At 74.8% G+C, this 17,057-nt stretch carries 12 protein-coding genes and 1 riboswitch; of the genes, 11 read left to right on the forward strand and 1 reads right to left on the reverse strand.

The genetic code is table 11. The features are described from left to right. The first annotated feature begins 11 nt into the window (after positions 1-11). The 8 genes from GSY65_RS07730 (at position 12) to cobI (ending at position 12,029) form a co-directional block, all read left to right on the forward strand. Positions 12-233, forward strand: a complete 222-nt coding sequence (locus GSY65_RS07730; protein ID WP_159766609.1) for a hypothetical protein — start codon at positions 12-14, stop codon at positions 231-233. A 440-nt stretch (positions 234-673) separates the two neighbouring features. Next, a riboswitch (cobalamin riboswitch) is annotated at positions 674-816 on the forward strand. Positions 817-916: 100 nt separating this feature from the next. Beyond that, positions 917-1,912 (forward strand): cobalamin biosynthesis protein, encoded by a 996-nt coding sequence (locus GSY65_RS07735; RefSeq protein WP_159766610.1) that lies wholly within the window; start codon positions 917-919, stop codon positions 1,910-1,912. Further along, entirely contained in the window at positions 1,909-3,420 is a 1,512-nt protein-coding gene (locus GSY65_RS07740; RefSeq protein WP_159766611.1) for a cobyric acid synthase, read from the forward strand. The genes GSY65_RS07735 and GSY65_RS07740 overlap by 4 nt, the downstream gene beginning before the upstream one ends. Further along, positions 3,417-7,076 carry a cobaltochelatase subunit CobN gene (cobN, locus tag GSY65_RS07745; RefSeq protein WP_159766612.1) on the forward strand — a complete coding sequence of 1,220 codons (3,660 nt, stop codon included), beginning with the start codon at positions 3,417-3,419 and terminating at the stop codon, positions 7,074-7,076. The genes GSY65_RS07740 and cobN overlap by 4 nt, the downstream gene beginning before the upstream one ends. A 169-nt stretch (positions 7,077-7,245) precedes the next feature. Next, entirely contained in the window at positions 7,246-9,318 is a 2,073-nt protein-coding gene (locus tag GSY65_RS07750) for a putative cobaltochelatase (protein WP_159766613.1), read from the forward strand. Then, on the forward strand, positions 9,318-9,917 hold the full coding sequence (cobO, locus tag GSY65_RS07755; protein WP_159766614.1) for a cob(I)yrinic acid a,c-diamide adenosyltransferase: 600 nt from the start codon (positions 9,318-9,320) through the stop codon (positions 9,915-9,917). The genes GSY65_RS07750 and cobO overlap by 1 nt, the downstream gene beginning before the upstream one ends. A gap of 7 nt (positions 9,918-9,924) precedes the next feature. Next, positions 9,925-11,301 carry a cobyrinate a,c-diamide synthase gene (locus GSY65_RS07760; RefSeq protein WP_159766615.1) on the forward strand — a complete coding sequence of 459 codons (1,377 nt, stop codon included), beginning with the start codon at positions 9,925-9,927 and terminating at the stop codon, positions 11,299-11,301. Beyond that, positions 11,298-12,029: a precorrin-2 C(20)-methyltransferase gene (gene cobI, locus GSY65_RS07765; protein ID WP_159766616.1), complete on the forward strand. Its 732-nt coding sequence runs from the start codon at positions 11,298-11,300 to the stop codon at positions 12,027-12,029. Before GSY65_RS07760 ends, cobI begins: the two co-directional genes overlap by 4 nt. Positions 12,030-12,052: 23 nt before the next feature. Here the strand turns inward: cobI and GSY65_RS07770 are convergent, their stop codons facing one another. After that, positions 12,053-12,781 (reverse strand): ZIP family metal transporter, encoded by a 729-nt coding sequence (locus tag GSY65_RS07770; RefSeq protein ID WP_159766617.1) that lies wholly within the window; start codon positions 12,779-12,781, stop codon positions 12,053-12,055. 398 nt (positions 12,782-13,179) lie between these two features. Here GSY65_RS07770 and cobM point away from each other — a divergent pair, with 398 nt between their 5' ends. The 3 genes from cobM to cobJ are packed head-to-tail and all read left to right on the forward strand — an operon-like array spanning position 13,180 to position 16,987. Beyond that, entirely contained in the window at positions 13,180-14,007 is an 828-nt protein-coding gene (gene cobM / locus GSY65_RS07775; RefSeq protein ID WP_159766618.1) for a precorrin-4 C(11)-methyltransferase, read from the forward strand. Then, positions 14,004-15,245 carry a precorrin-6y C5,15-methyltransferase (decarboxylating) subunit CbiE gene (cbiE, locus tag GSY65_RS07780; RefSeq protein WP_159766619.1) on the forward strand — a complete coding sequence of 414 codons (1,242 nt, stop codon included), beginning with the start codon at positions 14,004-14,006 and terminating at the stop codon, positions 15,243-15,245. The genes cobM and cbiE overlap by 4 nt, the downstream gene beginning before the upstream one ends. Then, positions 15,242-16,987, forward strand: coding sequence for a precorrin-3B C(17)-methyltransferase (gene cobJ / locus GSY65_RS07785; protein ID WP_159766620.1), 1,746 nt, complete (start codon positions 15,242-15,244; stop codon positions 16,985-16,987). The genes cbiE and cobJ overlap by 4 nt, the downstream gene beginning before the upstream one ends. Positions 16,988-17,057: the final 70 nt, after the last annotated feature.

Consider the following 17,057-nt stretch of genomic DNA (forward strand, 5'->3'; position numbering starts at 1 on the left):
AAGACACCACCATGCACATCGACTGGGCAGCACTCGGCTCCGTCTTCGGAGTCAGCCTCGTGGTCACCGTGGCCCTCGTCGGCCTGTTCACCCTGGGGATCGTCGGCCTCTCCAAGCGGGAGACGGCGACCGCCTCCGGCGGCTCGGCCGCCCTCGCCACGACAGCGGCGTACGCCTGCTTCGCGGCGTGCGTGGCGGCGGTGGGCTACGGCATCTACCTGATCATGGCCTGAGTCCACGGCCATCCCGCTGCCCCCGGACCGCGGTCACCCGCGGTTCCGGGGCCGGAAGAACACCGGTCCCGCCCCTCCGGTGGGACACCCCGACGAACCCCTTGCGCCGGTCACCTCGACGCAAGGGGTTCGTCGTCTTGCGTGGCCTTCGGTCGTCTTCCGTCGCCTTCGGCCGTCTTCCGTCGCCTTCGGTCGCCTTCGGTCGCTTCCGCGTTCACGGCGTCCGGTGACCGGGGTTGGGGCCCCACCAGAGGGCCGCCCCGGTGGCGACGAGGACGGCGAGCACCCCAGCCACCGTGCTGCACAGCACCAGCGGGGCGGGGCACCGGGTCGGGGCACCGGGAAAGAGCACGGAAAGCGCCCTTTCGGGCGACTGGCGCCGTTTCGGCGATGTGGGGCTCAGCACACCGCTGCACCGCAGGTCAACAGCAAGTTGACGGGTCTTCCGGGGCCGTGGTGGACTGCCGGGGCCATCCACGACGGCAGGAGAGGAAGCCGGTGCGAGTCCGGCGCGGTCCCGCCACTGTCACCGGGGAAGAACCTTCCCCGGGAGCCAGGAACTCTCGTCGTCGGTCTCGTCGAACCAGGGCGTGGACACCCTGAGTGAGGACATATCGCCATGCGCGGCTGCCATGTGAGACCCAGCACCCGGCCCCTGCCCGACCCCGCGATCGGCTGAGGGCGTGCGTGCCGATCGCGTCTTCGCGTACGGCGCCACCGCCGGACTCCTCGGTGACCTGCTGCTCGGCGATCCCCGCCGGGGGCATCCCGTCGCCGTGTTCGGACGGGCCGCGGGCGCCGTGGAGCGGGTGCTGTGGCGGGACCACCGCGGGTGGGGCGCGCTGCACACCATGGTGTGCGCCGGAGGCGCCGTGGCGCTGGGGGCGGTGGCCGCGGCGGCGGCACGACCCTCCCGTACGGCGTCCGTCGCGCTGACCGGCGCCGCCACCTGGGCCGTCGTCGGGGGCACCTCCCTCGCGCGGGAAGCGCGCGCCGTAGGGCGGGCGTTGGAGACCGGGGACGTCGAGGCCGCGCGGCGGCGGCTGCCGCATCTGTGCGGACGGGACCCCCAGGCACTGGACGCGGACGGGATCGCGCGGGCCGTGGTCGAGTCCGTCGCCGAGAACACCTCGGACGCCGTGGTCGGGGCACTGGTGTGGGGGGCGTTGGGCGGGGTGCCCGGCCTCCTCGGGTTCCGCGCCGTCAACACGCTGGACGCCATGGTCGGGCACAAGTCCCCTCGTCATCGGCGGTTCGGGTGGGCGTCCGCCCGGCTCGACGACGTGGCGGGCTGGCCAGGGGCCCGGCTCACCGCGCTGCTGGCCGCGGCGGCCGGCGGGGACGCCCGGGGGGCCGTACGGGCCTGGCGGGCGGACGCGGGCAAGCATCCGAGCCCCAACGCGGGGCCCGTGGAGGCGTCGTTCGCCGGGGCGCTCGGCGTCCGGCTGGGAGGCACGTTGTCGTACGGAGGACGGGTCGAGCACCGGCCCGTGCTGAACACGGAAGGGCGGGCCGTGACCGTGGGGGACATCGAACGGGCCGTGCGGCTGTCGCGGCGCGTGGGCTGGCTGGCGCTCGGCGTCAGCGCGGGCGCGTCGCTGCTGCGGGACCGCGTCGCGCGGGGCCCGGCACGGGAGTTGACGAAGGGTCGCGTCCGGCGGTCGAGGAGGGCGTCATGACGGGCGGGGGGCTGCTGGTCGCCGGCACCACCTCCGACGCGGGCAAGAGCGTCGTCACCGCCGGGATCTGCCGGTGGCTGGTGCGGCGGGGCGTCAAGGTCGCGCCGTTCAAGGCGCAGAACATGTCCCTCAACTCGTTCGTGACGCGGGAGGGCGCCGAGATCGGGCGGGCCCAGGCCATGCAGGCGCAGGCCTGCCGGGTGGAGCCGACGGCGCTGATGAACCCGGTGCTGCTCAAGCCAGGCGGGGAGCAGAGCAGTCAGGTCGTGCTGCTCGGCAAGCCGGTCGGGGAGTTGAGCGCGCGGGGCTACCACGGGGGACGGCAGCAGCGGCTGCTGGGCACCGTGCTCGACTGTCTCGCCGAGTTGCGGGGCACGTATGACGCGGTGATCTGTGAAGGGGCCGGGAGTCCCGCCGAGATCAATCTCCGGCGGACCGACATCGTCAACATGGGGATCGCCCGCAACGCCGGGCTCCCCGTGCTCGTCGTCGGCGACATCGACCGCGGCGGGGTGTTCGCCTCGTTCTTCGGGACGGTGGCGCTGCTGTCGCCCGAGGACCAGGCGCTGGTCGCGGGGTTCCTCGTCAACAAGTTCCGCGGGGACGTCTCCCTGCTGGAGCCGGGGCTCGACATGCTGCACGGGCTGACGGGGCGTCGGACGTACGGGGTGCTGCCGTTCCGGCACGGCCTCGGCATCGACGAGGAGGACGGACTGCGGGTGTCGCTGCGCGGGACGGTCCGCGAGTCGAACGTGTCGCCGCCCGTCGGGGAGGACGTGCTGCGGGTCGCGGTCTGCGCGATCCCGCTCATGTCGAACTTCACCGACGTGGACGCGCTCGCCGCCGAACCCGGTGTCGTGGTGCGGTTCGTGGACCGGCCGGAGGAACTGGCCGACGCGGACCTCGTCGTCGTCCCCGGCACCCGCGGCACCGTGCGGGCGCTGGACTGGCTGCGCGAGCGGGGCCTCGCGGACGCGCTGCGCCGCAGGGCCGCAGAACAGCGGCCGGTGCTCGGCATCTGCGGCGGCTTCCAGCTCCTCGGCGAGCACATCGAGGACGACGTCGAGAGCCGTCGGGGTCACGTGGACGGGCTCGGGATCCTGCCCGTACGGGTGCGGTTCGCGCGGGAGAAGACGCTCACGCGCCCGGAGGGCGAGGCCCTCGGGGAGCACGTCACGGGGTACGAGATCCATCACGGGGTCGCCGAAGTGTCCGGGGGCAGCCCCTTCTTGGACGGCTGCCGGGTCGGCCAGACCTGGGGCACGCACTGGCACGGGTCGCTGGAGTCGGACGGGTTCCGGCGGGCCTTCCTGCGCGAGGTGGCGGCCGCCGCGGGCCGCCGTTTCGTGCCGGCCGCCGACACGTCGTTCGCCGCGCTGCGCGAGGAGCAGCTGGACCGGCTCGGCGATCTGATCGAGGAACACGCGGACACGGACGCGCTGTGGCGGCTCATCGAGTCGGGCGCGCCGCGAGGACTGCCTTTCATTCCACCGGGAGCGCCCGCATGAGCACTGGCACTGTGTTGTTGTTGTCGACCGCCGACACGGATCTGCTGGCGGCCCGGGCCGCCTCCGGCGCCTCGTACCGGATCGGCAACCCGACCCGCGTCGACGTGGGAGAGGAGCTACCGGGTCTCCTCGACGGTGCGGACATCGCCGTCGTACGGCTGCTGGGCGGCAAGCGGGCCTGGGAGGACGGGCTCGCCGCGCTGAGGGCAGCGGGGATCCCGACCGTGCTGCTGGGCGGTGAGGCCGTGCCGGACGCCGAGCTGATGGCGGAGTCGTCGGTGCCGGCCGGTGTGGTCGCGGAGGCGCTGAAGTACCTCGTGGAGGGCGGGCCCGAGAACCTCACCGAGCTGGCCCGGTTCCTGTCCGACACCGTGCTGCTGACCGGCGAGGGGTTCGTCGAGCCGCGGAAGATGCCCGAGTACGGACTGCACGGGGAACGCCCGCTCGTCGAGGGGCGGCCCACGGTCGGGGTGCTCTTCTACCGGGCGCACGAACTGAGCGGCAACACCGCGTTCGTGGACACCCTGTGCGACGCGATCGAGGCGAAGGGCGCCAACGCCCTGCCCGTGTACTGCGGTTCGCTGCGCGGCGCCGACGCCGGGCTGTACGAGCTGCTCGCGAAGGCGGACGCGCTGGTCGCCACCGTCCTCGCCGCCGGCGGGACGCACGCCTCCGAGGCGTCGGCCGGCGGGGACGAGGAGGCGTGGGACATCGGCGCGCTCGCCGAGCTGAACGTCCCCGTCCTGCAGGGGCTGTGCCTGACGTCGTCGCACGCCGCGTGGGACGAGTCGGACGCCGCCCTGTCCCCCATGGACGCGGCGATGCAGGTCGCGATCCCCGAGTTCGACGGACGGCTCATCACGGTGCCGTTCTCGTTCAAGGAGCAGGGCCCGGACGACGTGCCGGTGTACGTCGCCGACCCGGAGCGGGCCGCGCGGGTCGCCGGGATCGCCGTGCGGCACGCGGCGCTGAAGCACAAGCCGAACGCGGAGAAGAAGCTCGCGCTGGTCTTCACCGCCTACCCGACCAAGCACTCGCGGGTCGGCAACGCGGTGGGCCTCGACACGCCCGCCTCGGCGGTACGGGTCCTCGACGCCCTCAAGGCGGCCGGGTACGGCGTCACCGCGTACCCCGACAACGGCGACGAGCTGATCCACCGGCTCATCGAGGCCGGCGGGCACGACGTGGAGTGGCTGACGGAGGAGCAGCTGGCGTCCGCGCCCGCGCGGGTGCCGCTCGCCGACTACCGGGCCTGGTTCGACACGCTGGACCCGGAGCTGCGGGACGGCATGCTCCAGGCGTGGGGCGAGCCGCCGGGCTCGCTGTACGTGGACGGCGACGACATCGTGCTCGCCTCCCTCCGGTTCGGGAACGTCGTCGTGATGATCCAGCCGCCGCGCGGCTTCGGGGAGAACCCGATCGCGATCTACCACGACCCGGACATGCCGCCGTCGCACCACTACATGGCCGCCTACCGGTGGCTGGAGAACAGTTTCGGCGCCGACGCGATCGTGCACATGGGCAAGCACGGCACGATGGAGTGGCTGCCGGGCAAGGGCCTCGGGCTCAGCGGCGGCTGTGCGCCGGACGCCGTCCTCGGCGACCTCCCCCTGGTGTACCCGTTCATCGTCAACGACCCCGGCGAGGGCACCCAGGCCAAGCGGCGCGGGCACGCCACGGTCGTCGACCACCTCGTGCCGCCGATGGCGCGCGCCGACACCTACGGCGACCTGGCGAAGCTGGAGCAGCTGCTCGACGAGTACGCGCTGGTGTCCGACCTGGACCCGGCGAAGGCTCCGGCCGTGCGGGCGCAGATCTGGACGCTGGTGAAGGCGGCCGAGCTCCACCACGACCTGCATGTGGACGAGCAGCCGGGCGACGACGACTTCGACGAGTTCGTCATGCACATCGACGGCTACCTGTGCGAGATCAAGGACGTGCAGATCCGTGACGGTCTGCACGTCCTCGGCGGCGGGCCGGTCGGTGAGCCGCGCGTCAACCTGGTGCTGGCGGTGCTGCGCGCCTCGCAGGTGTGGGGCGGGAAGGCGAACGCGCTGCCGGGCCTGCGGGCGGCGCTGGCGACCCACTTCGGCCTGGTCGAGAAGGAGTTGCTGGCGGAGCCGGGCGCGCCGGTGAAGGTGCCGGCCGAGCTGAGCGACCTGGTGGAGGGCCCCGCCCGCACGGCGGCGGACGCCATCGACCTCCTGGAGCAGCTGTGCCGGCGGGTCGCGGAGGGCATGGAGGCACGTGACTGGGACGTGACCCTCGTCCCGGCGCTCGTGCGCGGCGTGCTGGGTAGCGAACTGCCGGACGCCGTCGCGGTGCTGGAGTTCGCGTGCCACGAGGTCGTGCCGCGGCTCGCGCGGACCACCGACGAGATCGAGCACATCCTCAAGGCGCTCGACGGCGGTTACGTCCCGGCGGGCCCGTCCGGTTCGCCGACGCGCGGTCTGGTCAACGTCCTGCCGACGGGCCGCAACTTCTACTCCGTCGACCCCAAGGCCATCCCGTCGCGGCTGAGTTGGGAGGTCGGGCAGTCGCTCGCCGACTCGCTGGTGCAGCGCTACCTGGCCGACACCGGTGAGTACCCGAAGTCCGTCGGGCTGACGGTGTGGGGCACGTCCGCGATGCGCACCCAGGGCGACGACATCGCCGAGATCCTGGCGCTGCTGGGCTGCCGTCCGGTGTGGGACGACGCCTCCCGCCGCGTGACCGGGTTCGACGTCGTGCCGCTCGCGGAACTGGGGCGGCCTCGCATCGACGTCACGGTGCGCATCTCCGGGTTCTTCCGGGACGCGTTCCCGCACGTCGTCGGGCTGATCGACGACGCGGTGCGGGCCGTGGCCGAGCTGGACGAGCCCGCCGAGCAGAACTTCGTCAAGGCGCACGCCGACGAGGACACCGCCGCGCACGGCGACCGGCGGCGGGCCACGGCCCGGGTGTTCGGCTCCAAGCCGGGCGCGTACGGCGCGGGGCTGCTGCCGCTGATCGACGCCCGCAACTGGCGCTCCGACGCCGACCTCGCCGAGGTGTACGCCGTCTGGGGCGGCTACGCGTACGGACGCGGGCTCGACGGGCGGGCGGCACGCGGCGACATGGAGACGGCGTTCAAGCGGATCGCGGTGGCGGCGAAGAACGTCGACACGAGGGAGCATGACATCGCGGATGCCGACGACTACTTCCAGTACCACGGCGGCATGGTCGCCATGGTGCGGCATCTGACGGGCGCCTCCCCCGAGGCGTACGTGGGCGACTCCGCGACACCGGACCAGGTCAGGACGCGCACGCTCGGCGAGGAGACGCACCGGGTGTTCCGCGCCCGCGTGGTCAACCCGCGCTGGATGGCGGCCATGCGGCGCCACGGCTACAAGGGCGCCTTCGAGATGGCGGCGACCGTCGACTACCTCTTCGGGTACGACGCGACGGCGGGCGTGGTCGACGACTGGATGTACGAGAAGCTCAGCGCGGAGTACGTCTTCGACGCGGAGAACCGGGACTTCATGCGCAAGTCCAACCCTTGGGCGCTCAGGGGCATCACCGAGCGACTCCTTGAGGCGGCAGACCGCGGCCTCTGGGCGGAGCCGGAGCAGGAGACCCTCGAACGGCTCCGCGCGACCTACCTCGAACTCGAGGGCGATCTGGAGGGAGACGCATGAGGCCCCGCCGAACCCCCGCGTCTGCGGGGAGCACGTCATCCCGCGCAGTGCCCACGGGTTTGACCTCGGACCACCCCCGCGTCAGCGGGGAGCAGGCTTTGACGGTGACAGCTGGGCAGCTGCGGCGCCTGCACCTGGCTCCTGAAGCAGGCGAAGGAGTGATCGCGGCGTGACTACACCGTTTCCGTTCACGGCCGTCGTCGGCCAGGACGACCTGCGGCTCGCGCTGCTGCTGAACGCCGTGTCGCCGGCGGTCGGCGGCGTGCTCGTACGCGGCGAGAAGGGCACCGCGAAGAGCACCGCCGTGCGGGCGCTGTCGGCGCTGCTGCCGGAGGTGGACGTCGTCGCCGGGTGCCGATTCTCGTGCGACCCCGCGAAGCCGGACCCGGCGTGCCCGGACGGGCCGCACGAGCCGGGGCCGGGCACCAGCCGTCCCTCCCGGATGGTGGAGCTGCCCGTCGGCGCCTCCGAGGACCGGCTGGTCGGCGCCCTCGACATCGAGCGGGCGCTCGCGGAGGGCGTGAAGGCGTTCGAGCCGGGCCTGCTGGCCGACGCCCACCGCGGCATCCTCTACGTCGACGAGGTCAACCTCCTCCACGACCACCTCGTCGACCTGCTGCTGGACGCGGCGGCGATGGGTGCCTCGTACGTGGAGCGCGAGGGTGTCTCCGTACGGCACGCGGCGCGTTTCCTGCTCGTCGGGACCATGAACCCGGAGGAGGGCGAGCTGCGGCCGCAGCTCCTCGACCGGTTCGGGCTGACCGTCGAGGTGGCCGCCTCGCGGGAGCCGGACCAGCGGGTGGAGGTCGTCCGGCGACGGCTCGCCTACGACGACGACCCGGCCGGGTTCGCCGCGCGCTGGGCGGGCGAGGAGGCCGTGGTACGTCAGCGCATCGTCGCGGCGCGGGAGCTGCTGCCGTCGGTGCGGCTGGGCGACGGGGCACTCCGGCAGATCGCGGCGACCTGCGCGGCCTTCGAGGTGGACGGCATGCGGGCCGACATCGTCATGGCCCGGACGGCGACCGCGCTGGCCGCGTGGGCGGGGCGGACCGACGTGCTCGCGGAGGACGTCCGGCAGGCGGCGCTGCTCGCGCTGCCGCACCGGCGGCGCCGCAACCCGTTCGACGCGCCGGGCCTGGACGAGGACAAGCTCGACGAGACGCTGGAGGAGTTCGGCGGATCGTCCGAGGACGAGGACCCGGACACCGATCCCGACCCCGGCCCGGACGGGCCGGGCGGTGGCGGGCAGCCGCCGTCCTGCGACCCGGAGGGGCCCCAGGGCGGGGACACCGCCGCACGGCCCGAGGCCGGGGAGGGCGGGGATCCGCAGCCGTCCGGCGCGGGTGCGGGCGAGCAGTCCGCCGTGCGGGCCGCCGAGCCGTTCCGGACGAAGGTGCTGAGTGTGCCGGGGCTGGGTGAGGGCGCCGCCGGGCGGCGTTCGCGGGCCAGGACAGAGCACGGGCGCACCACCGGCGCGCGCCGTCCGCGCGGCGCGCTGACCAAGCTGCACCTGGCGGCCACGGTCCAGGCCGCCGCGCCGCACCAGCGGGCGCGCGGGCGGTCCGGGCCGGGGCTGGTCGTCCGGCGTGACGATCTGCGGCAGGCGACCCGCGAGGGGCGGGAGGGCAACCTCGTGCTGTTCGTGGTGGACGCCTCGGGGTCGATGGCGGCGCGGCAGCGGATGAGTGCCGTGAAGGGCGCCGTGCTGTCGCTGCTGCTGGACGCGTACCAGCGGCGGGACAAGGTGGGTCTGGTGACGTTCCGGGGGGCGGCGGCGGAGGTGGCGCTGCCTCCGACGTCGTCGGTGGACGCGGCCGCGGCCCGGTTGGAGTCGCTGCCCACGGGTGGGCGCACGCCGCTCGCCGCCGGGCTGTTGAGGGCGCACGAGGTGCTGCGGGTGGAGCGGCTGCGGGACCCGGCGCGACGGGCTCTCGTCGTCGTGGTGACCGACGGGCGGGCCACGGGTGGAGGGGCGGCGCGAGGCGCCTCCGGCCGGGGTGGTGGCCGGGCGGCGGGCGGGACGGAGCCGGTGGCGCTCGCGGGGCGCGCGGCCCGGCTGTTCGCGGCGGAGGGCGTCGCCTGCGTGGTGGTGGACTGCGAGTCGGGGCCCGTGCGGCTGGGGCTCGCCGGACAGCTCGCGGGTGAGCTGGGCGGTACGGCCGTGACGCTGGACGAGCTGCGGGCGGACTCCATCGCCGGGCTGGTCAGGGATGTGCAGGGGACGTCGAGGAGGGCCGCGTAATGCCGCAGGGACAGCCGAGTGTGGTGCCGGACGACGGGCTGACGACACGGCAGCGGCGTAACCGGCCGCTCGTCGTCGTGCACACCGGCATCGGCAAGGGCAAGTCCACGGCCGCGTTCGGGCTGGCGCTGCGGGCCTGGAACCAGGGCTGGCCGATCGGGGTGTTCCAGTTCGTCAAGTCGGCGAAGTGGAAGGTCGGCGAGGAGAACGCGCTGCGGGTGCTGGGCGCCAGCGGTGAGGGCGGCACCGTCGCCTGGCACAAGATGGGCGAGGGCTGGTCCTGGGTCCAGCGCGACGCGCAGATGGACAACGAGGAGAAGGCCCGCGAGGGCTGGGAGCAGGTCAAGCGGGATCTGGCGGCCGAGACGTACAAGCTGTACGTGCTCGACGAGTTCGCGTACCCCCTGCACTGGGGGTGGATCGACACCGACGAGGTCGTCGAGGTGCTGCGCGGCCGGCCGGGGACCCAGCACGTGGTCGTCACCGGGCGCAACGCGCCCGAGAAGCTGGTCGACCTCGCGGACCTCGTGACCGACATGTCGAAGGTGAAGCACCCCATGGACGCGGGCCAGAAGGGCCAGCGGGGCATCGAGTGGTGATGCCGTCGTGAACTCCTCGTCGTCCGTCCCCCGGCTGGTGGTCGCCGCGCCCTCCTCGGGCAGCGGCAAGACCACCGTCGCCACGGGGTTGATGGCCGCGCTCACCGCGCGGGGGCTCGCCGTGTCCCCGCACAAGGTGGGGCCGGACTACATCGACCCCGGGTACCACGCGCTCGCGAGCGGGCGGGTGGGGCGCAACCTCGACGCTTACCTGTGCGGGCCGGAGCTGATCGCGCCGCTGTTCGTCCACGGGGCGCGGGGCTGCGACCTCGCCGTCGTCGAAGGCGTGATGGGGATGTACGACGGGGCCGCGGGCGAGGGCGAGCTGGCGTCCACCGCGCACGTGGCGAAGCTGCTGCGGGCGCCGGTGGTGCTGGTCGTGGACGCGTCGTCGCAGTCGCGGTCGGTGGCGGCGCTGGTGCACGGGTTCGCGTCCTGGGACCCGGAGGTGCGGGTCGGGGGCGTGATCCTCAACAAGGTCGCCTCCGACCGGCACGAGGAGCTGCTGCGGGAGGCGCTCGACCCGGCCGGGGTGCCGGTGCTCGGTGTGCTGCGGCGGGTGGCCCTCGTGGACACGCCGTCCCGCCATCTGGGGCTGGTGCCGGTCGCCGAGCGGCGGGCGGAGGCCGTGGAGGCGGTCGCGGCGATGGCGGCGCAGGTGGCCGCCGGGTGCGACCTGGAGGCGTTGGTGGCGCTGGCGCGGAGCGCGGGGGCGCTGCCGGGCCGGGCGTGGGACCCGGCGGAGGCCCTGGCTTCCTCGCCCCCGCCCGGCCCGTCCTCGGCGCCGGTCGTCGCCGTCGCCGGCGGGCCCGCGTTCACCTTCTCCTACGCCGAGCAGGCCGAGCTGCTCACCGACGCCGGGGCCGAGGTCGTGACCTTCGACCCGCTGCGCGACGAGCGGCTGCCCGAGGGGACCCGGGGGCTGGTCGTCGGGGGCGGGTTCCCCGAGGTGTACGGCGCCGAGCTGTCCGCCAACGAGACGCTGCGCAGGGACGTGGCCGACCTGGCGCTGGGCGGGGCGCCGGTGGCGGCCGAGTGCGCGGGGCTGCTGTACCTGTGCCGGGAGCTGGACGGGCGGCCCATGTGCGGGGTGCTCGACGCCACGGCCCGCATGGACGCGCGGCTCACCCTCGGGTACAGGGACGCGGTGGCCGTGAGCGACAGCGTGCTGGCGCCCGCGGGGACGCGGATGCGCGGGCACGAGTTCCACCGGACGGTCGTCGAACCGGGCGCCGGGGCGGCTCCCGCCTGGGGGGTCCTCGGGCCCCGAAGGCGGGTCGAAGGTTTTGTACAGCGCGGTGTGCACGCGAGCTATCTGCACACGCACTGGGCGTCCGAGCCCGGTGTCGCCCGTCGGTTCGTGGAGAGGTGCCGGACGTCATGAGCAGCAGGCTGATCGGAGTGGGGGTCGGCCCCGGTGACCCGGAGCTGGTGACCGTCAAGGGCGTGGGCGCGCTGCGGGCCGCCGACGTCGTCGTCGTCCCCGTCATGGACACCGGGGAGCGGGGGCGCGCCGAGGCGACCGTGCTGCACTACGTGGGCGCGGAGAAGATCGTCCGGGTCGTGTTCGCCCTCAACGAGCGGACCGACCGAGGTCGGCGCGAGGCCGCCTGGGACGCCGCCGGTGAGCGGGTGGCCGAGCTGCTGAGGGCGCACTCCGCCGTCGCGTTCGCCACCATCGGCGACCCCAACGTCTACTCGACGTTCACCTATCTCGCCCACACCATCGGCGAGCTGGTGCCGGGGACCGTCATCGAGACGGTGCCCGGGATCACCGCGATGCAGGACCTCGCCGCGCGCTCCGGTGCCGTGCTGACGGAGGGGACGGAGCCGCTCACGCTGGTGCCGGTGACGGCGGGGACGGCCGTGCTGAAGGACGCGCTCGGCGGGCCGGGGACCGTGGTGGCCTACAAGTTCGGGCGGCAGGCGCAGGCCGTCGTCGAGGCGCTGCGGGAGACCGGGCGCCTCCAGGACGCCGTGTGGGGGTCCGCGCTGGGCCTGGCCGAGGAGTCCATCCGGTCCGCCGCCGCGCTCGACGGCGGCCCCCTGCCGTACCTGTCCACGCTCATCGCGCCCGCCCCGCGCGACGGCGGCCGCGGCGGCAAGCTGTGAGCGGAGCCCTCGGGTCCGGCCGTTCACCCGGCCACGCCCACCACCAGCCAGATGAAGGCCGCCCCGGCGATCGTGCACAGCAGGGTCGAGCGCGCCGGGTGCGCGTGATGGGCCTCGGGGAGGATCTCGGCGGCCGCCAGGTACAGCAGGGCGCCGCCGAAGAAGCCGAGGTAGCAGCCGAGCGGGCCCTCGGGGATGGTGAACAGCAGCGTGGAGGCGGCGCCCAGGACCGGCGCCGCCGCGTCCGCGACGAGCATGAGGACCGCCCGGCGGCGGGCGTTTCCGTACACGCTCGTCAGGGTGTACGTGTTGAAGCCGTCCGCGAAGTCGTGGGCGATCACCGCGAGTGCCACGGCGAGGCCCATGCCCTCGCCGACCTGGAAGGCCGCGCCGATGGCGATGCCGTCCATGGCGCTGTGGCCGACCATCGCGGCGGCCGCTGTGAGACCGACCTGCGGGGTGCGCCCGTCGTGCTCCTGCGCGCCGTGCGCGGCCTGACGGACCGCCAGCAGGCGTTCCGTCAGGTGGGCCACGAGGAAGCCGGCGACGAACAGCAGCAGCGCCGCCGGTACGCCGAAGACCTCGTCGCCGGCCACCCGCAGCGCCTCCGGCAGCAGGTCGAGGCCGACCACGCCGAGCATCAGACCGCCGGCCAGGCCCAGCACCAGGTGGCGGCGGTCGGTGACGCGCTGTGCCGTCCAGCCGCCGACGAGCGTCATGAGGAACGCGCCGAGCGCCACGAACACCGCCATGGGTCCTTGCTACCGGATGAGCGGGTCCTCTTCCGGGCGGCACCCCGAGACCCCGGCCGGGTTCCGGGGTCCGGCACCGCTCCGGCGGGCACGGGCCCGAAGGGGCGTTTGTTCGGCGGCTGGGAGTGGGTGGGGGCCGTTCGCGCACATGCGGCGGAGCCGCATGGGTCACCGCCCCGCGCCCCCGAAGGCTTCGGGCCTTCGGCCCGGCCTTCACGCCCGAAGGGGCACCGCCCCGCATCACCCGTGCGTGCCGTCGCACGGCCGGCGCGTGCCGTACCGCCGGTGCGCCGCGTCCAGCCGGGGCGCGCCGGACTGTCCGCACGCCCCGTACCACGTTCGCGCCCCGTACCACCTTCGCGCCCCGTACAGCCCTTGAGAGAGGAACGATGACTTCCATGGCCGATGCCCCCACCGGCAAGGTGACCTTCGTCGGTGCCGGCCCCGGCGCCGCCGATCTTCTGACGTTCCGGGCCGCGCGGGCGATCGCGGAGGCCGACGTCGTGATCTGGGCGGCGAGCCTGGTGCAGGCCGAGGTGCTGGACCACGCCCGCGCGGAGGCGGAGATCCTCGACTCGGCCGTCATGTCCCTGGAGGACGTCGTCGCCGTGTACGAGCGGGCCCTCGCCGAAGGGCTGAAGGTCGCCCGGATCCACTCCGGTGACCCGGCGCTGTGGGGCGGCACCCAGGAGCAGCTCGACCGGTGCCGGGCGCTGGGCATCGAGACCGAGGTCGTGCCGGGCGTGTCGTCGTTCTCCGCCGTCGCCGCGCTCGCCCAGCGGGAGCTGACGATCCCGGAGGTCGCGCAGTCGGTGATCCTGACCCGGCTCGGCGGGGGCAAGACGCCCATGCCGCCGGGTGAGGAGGTACGGGAGTTCGCGCGGCACGGCACGACCATGGCGATCTTCCTGTCGGCCGCGCGCAGCGGCCAGCTGGTGCGGGAGCTGCTCGAGGGCGGCTATCCGACCGGCACCCCGGTGGTCATCGCCCACCAGGCGACCTGGCCGGAGGAGCTGGTCGTGCGGTGCACCGTCGGGACGCTGGAGGAGACCGTCAAGGAACACAAGCTCTGGAAGCACACCCTGTTCCTGGTGGGCCCGGCGCTCGACGCGCGGGGCACCCGCTCGCACCTGTACCACCCCGGTCACTTCCACGGGTACCGCAAGGCCGACCCCGAGGCGCGCAAGGCGCTGCGGGAGGCCCGCGGCCGGGCCGGCACGCCGTGATCACCGTCATCGGTACGGGCACCGGGGCGCCCCTGCCCGCGGACGCGGAGGCCGTGCTGGCCGAGGCGGCGCTCGTGGTGGGCGGACGCCGGCATCTGGCGGCGGCCCCGCTCCCGGCGACGGCCGAGCGGGTCGTCCTCGGGCCGCTGGCACCCGCCCTCCGGGTGATCGAGGAGTACCGGGACCGGCGGGTCGTCGTGCTGGCCTCCGGTGACCCGGGGTTCTTCGGGATCGTGCGGGCGCTCGCCGAACGCTTCGGCGCCGGGGAGCTGGACGTCCGCCCGGGGGTGTCCTCGGTGGCCGCCGCGTTCGCCCGGCTGGGGCTGCCCTGGGACGACGCGGTCGTGGTGAGCGCCCATGGGCGTGCGCTGCGGACCGCGCTGAACGTGTGCCGGGCCCGCCCGAAGACGGCGGTGCTGACCGGGCCCGGCTGCGGGCCCGCCGAGCTGGGGGCGGGGCTGCTGGACAGCGGGCGGACGCTCGTGGTGGCGTCCGCGCTGGGCGCCCCGGAGCGGGAGCGGGTGGAGCGGGTGACACCGGCCGAGGCCGCCGCGCGCGACTGGGGTGCCGAGGTCAGCGTCGTGCTGTGCCTGGACGAGGCGCACGCCGTGTCCGACGTGCGGACCGTCGCCGGGGTCCCGGCCGCTCCGGACGGCTGGGCGCTGGACGAGGACGCGTTCGCGCACCGCGACTCGATGATCACCAAGTTCGAGGTGCGGGCCCTCGCGCTGGCCCGGCTCGGCCCCCGGCTCGGCGACCTGGTCTGGGACGTCGGCGCGGGCTCCGGCTCGGTGGCCGTGGAGTGCGCGCGGCTCGGCGCGGCCGTCACCGCCGTCGAGCGGACGGCGGACGGGGCCGAACGGGTCCGCGCCAACGCCGCCGCGCACGGCGTCGACGTGCACGTGGTGCACGGGGCCGCGCCGGAGGCGCTGGCCGGGCTCCCGGACGACCCCGACGCCGTGTTCGTCGGTGGCGGGGGGCGCGAACTGCCCGCGATCGTCACCGCGTGCGCGCGGCGCGCCCGGCGGACCGTGGTGGTCGCGATGGCCGCGCTCGACCGCGTCCCCGCAACCCGTGCGGCGCTGGTCGCGGCGGGCCTGACCTGTGACGGCGTCCTGCTGCAGGCGTCCCGGCTCGCGCCGCTGCCGGGGGACGTGACCCGGCTCGCGGCGACCAATCCCGTTTTCCTGCTGTGGGGCGTGAGGCCCCCGGCGCACTGTGAAGGAGTTGACCGGTGATCGGCCTGATCTCCGCGACCGCCGCGGGGGCCGTTGCCGCCCAGCGGCTCGCCTCGGCGTGGCCCGAGCGGACCCGCGTGTACGAGGGGCCCGTACGGGACGCGGTGGGGCGCGCGTTCGGCGAGTGCGCGCAGGTGGTGTGCTTCCTCGCGACGGGGGCCGTGGTGCGGCTGATCGCGCCGCTGCTGGCGGACAAGGGCACCGATCCGGGTGTCGTGTGCGTCGACGAGGCCGGACGGTTCGCCGTGTCGCTGGTCGGCGGGCACGCGGGGGGCGCCAACGCGCTCGCCGTCGAGGTGGGCGAGGTGCTGGGCGCCGAGCCGGTCGTGACCACGGCCACCGACGCGGTCGGGGTGCCCGGCCTGGACACGCTCGGGTTGCCGGTCGAGGGGGACGTGGCCGGGGTCTCCCGGGCCCTGCTCGACGGGGAGGCCGTGGAGCTGGACCTGGAGACCGCCTGGCCGTTGCCCGCGCTCCCGCCGAACGTGCGGCGCCCGGCACCGGACGCGCCCGCCGGGCGCGGGGGACCGGCGATCGTGGTGACCGACCGCGTGCTCGACGCCGGCGGTCATCGCACTGGTGACGCACGGGTGGTGCTCCGCCCGCCCTCCCTCGTGGTGGGCGTCGGGGCGTCCAAGGGCGCTCCCGCCGACGAGGTGTCGGGCCTGGTCGAGAGCGCCCTGCGCGACGCCGGCCTCTCCCCCCGGTCCCTCGCCCAGCTCGCCACCGTCGACGCCAAGGCCGACGAACCGGGTCTCGTCGAGGCCGCCGCGCGGCTCGGTGTCCCGCTGGTCACGCACTCCGCCGAGGAGTTGGCCGCCGTCGAGGTGCCGAACCCGTCGGACGCGCCGCTCGCCGCCGTGGGCACCCCCTCCGTCGCGGAGGCCGCCGCGCTCGTCGGCGGGGGTGAACTCCTCGTCCCCAAGCGGAAGTCGGAGCGGGCGGACGGCAGGCCCGCGATGGCGACCTGCGCCGTCGTACGGCGGCCGCCGCGGGGGCGGCTCGCGGTGGTGGGCCTCGGGCCGGGCGCCCGGGACCTGCTGACGCCGCGCGCGAAGGCCGAACTGCGGCGGGCCTCCGTGCTCGTCGGGCTGGACCAGTACGTCGACCAGATCCGCGATCTGCTGCGGCCCGGCACCCGGATCATGGAGTCCGGGCTGGGCGCGGAGGAGGAGCGGGCGCGGACGGCGGTGGCACAGGCCCGCCGGGGGCAGGCCGTCGCGCTGATCGGCAGCGGTGACGCCGGTGTGTACGCCATGGCCTCGCCGGCGCTCGCCGAGGCGTCCGACGACATCGACGTGATCGGTGTGCCCGGGGTGACCGCCGCGCTCGCGGCCGCCGCGATCCTCGGGGCGCCGCTCGGGCACGACCATGTGTCGATCAGCCTGTCCGACCTGCACACGCCGTGGGAGGTCATCGAGCGGCGGGTGCGGGCGGCGGCCGAGGCCGACATCGTGGTGACGTTCTACAACCCCCGCAGCCGGGGCCGGGACTGGCAACTGCCGAAGGCCCTCGCCATCCTGGCCGGGCACCGGGAGCCGACGACGCCCGTCGGGGTCGTACGGAACGCCTCCCGGCCGGACGGGTCGCACCGGTTGACGACCCTGGCCGCGCTCGACCCGGCGACGGTCGACATGATGACCGTCGTGACCGTGGGCAACACGGCGACCCGTGCGATCGCGGGCCGCATGGTGACGCCCCGCGGCTACCGCTGGCAGGAGAACCCGGAGGGCGCCGAGTGAACCACGTGGTCCACCCGACCGGCCGGGACCCGCTGCGGCGACCTGCCGCCGCCCGTCGCCGCGCCCCGTA

Origin of the sequence: Streptomyces sp. HM190 (genome assembly GCF_009857135.1) — a bacterium.
Lineage (GTDB): Bacteria > Actinomycetota > Actinomycetes > Streptomycetales > Streptomycetaceae > Streptomyces > Streptomyces heilongjiangensis.

What these genes read in the sequence shown, in the direction of transcription:
- cobI (WP_159766616.1), top strand. Translation starts at nt 11,298, where the DNA reads ATGAGCAGCAGGCTGATCGGAGTGGGGGTCGGCCCCGGTGACCCGGAG.
- GSY65_RS07740 (WP_159766611.1), top strand. Translation starts at nt 1,909, where the DNA reads ATGACGGGCGGGGGGCTGCTGGTCGCCGGCACCACCTCCGACGCGGGC.
- cobM (WP_159766618.1), top strand. Translation starts at nt 13,180, where the DNA reads ATGGCCGATGCCCCCACCGGCAAGGTGACCTTCGTCGGTGCCGGCCCC.
- GSY65_RS07770 (WP_159766617.1), bottom strand. Translation starts at nt 12,781, where the DNA reads ATGGCGGTGTTCGTGGCGCTCGGCGCGTTCCTCATGACGCTCGTCGGC.
- GSY65_RS07730 (WP_159766609.1), top strand. Translation starts at nt 12, where the DNA reads ATGCACATCGACTGGGCAGCACTCGGCTCCGTCTTCGGAGTCAGCCTC.
- cobO (WP_159766614.1), top strand. Translation starts at nt 9,318, where the DNA reads ATGCCGCAGGGACAGCCGAGTGTGGTGCCGGACGACGGGCTGACGACA.
- cobN (WP_159766612.1), top strand. Translation starts at nt 3,417, where the DNA reads ATGAGCACTGGCACTGTGTTGTTGTTGTCGACCGCCGACACGGATCTG.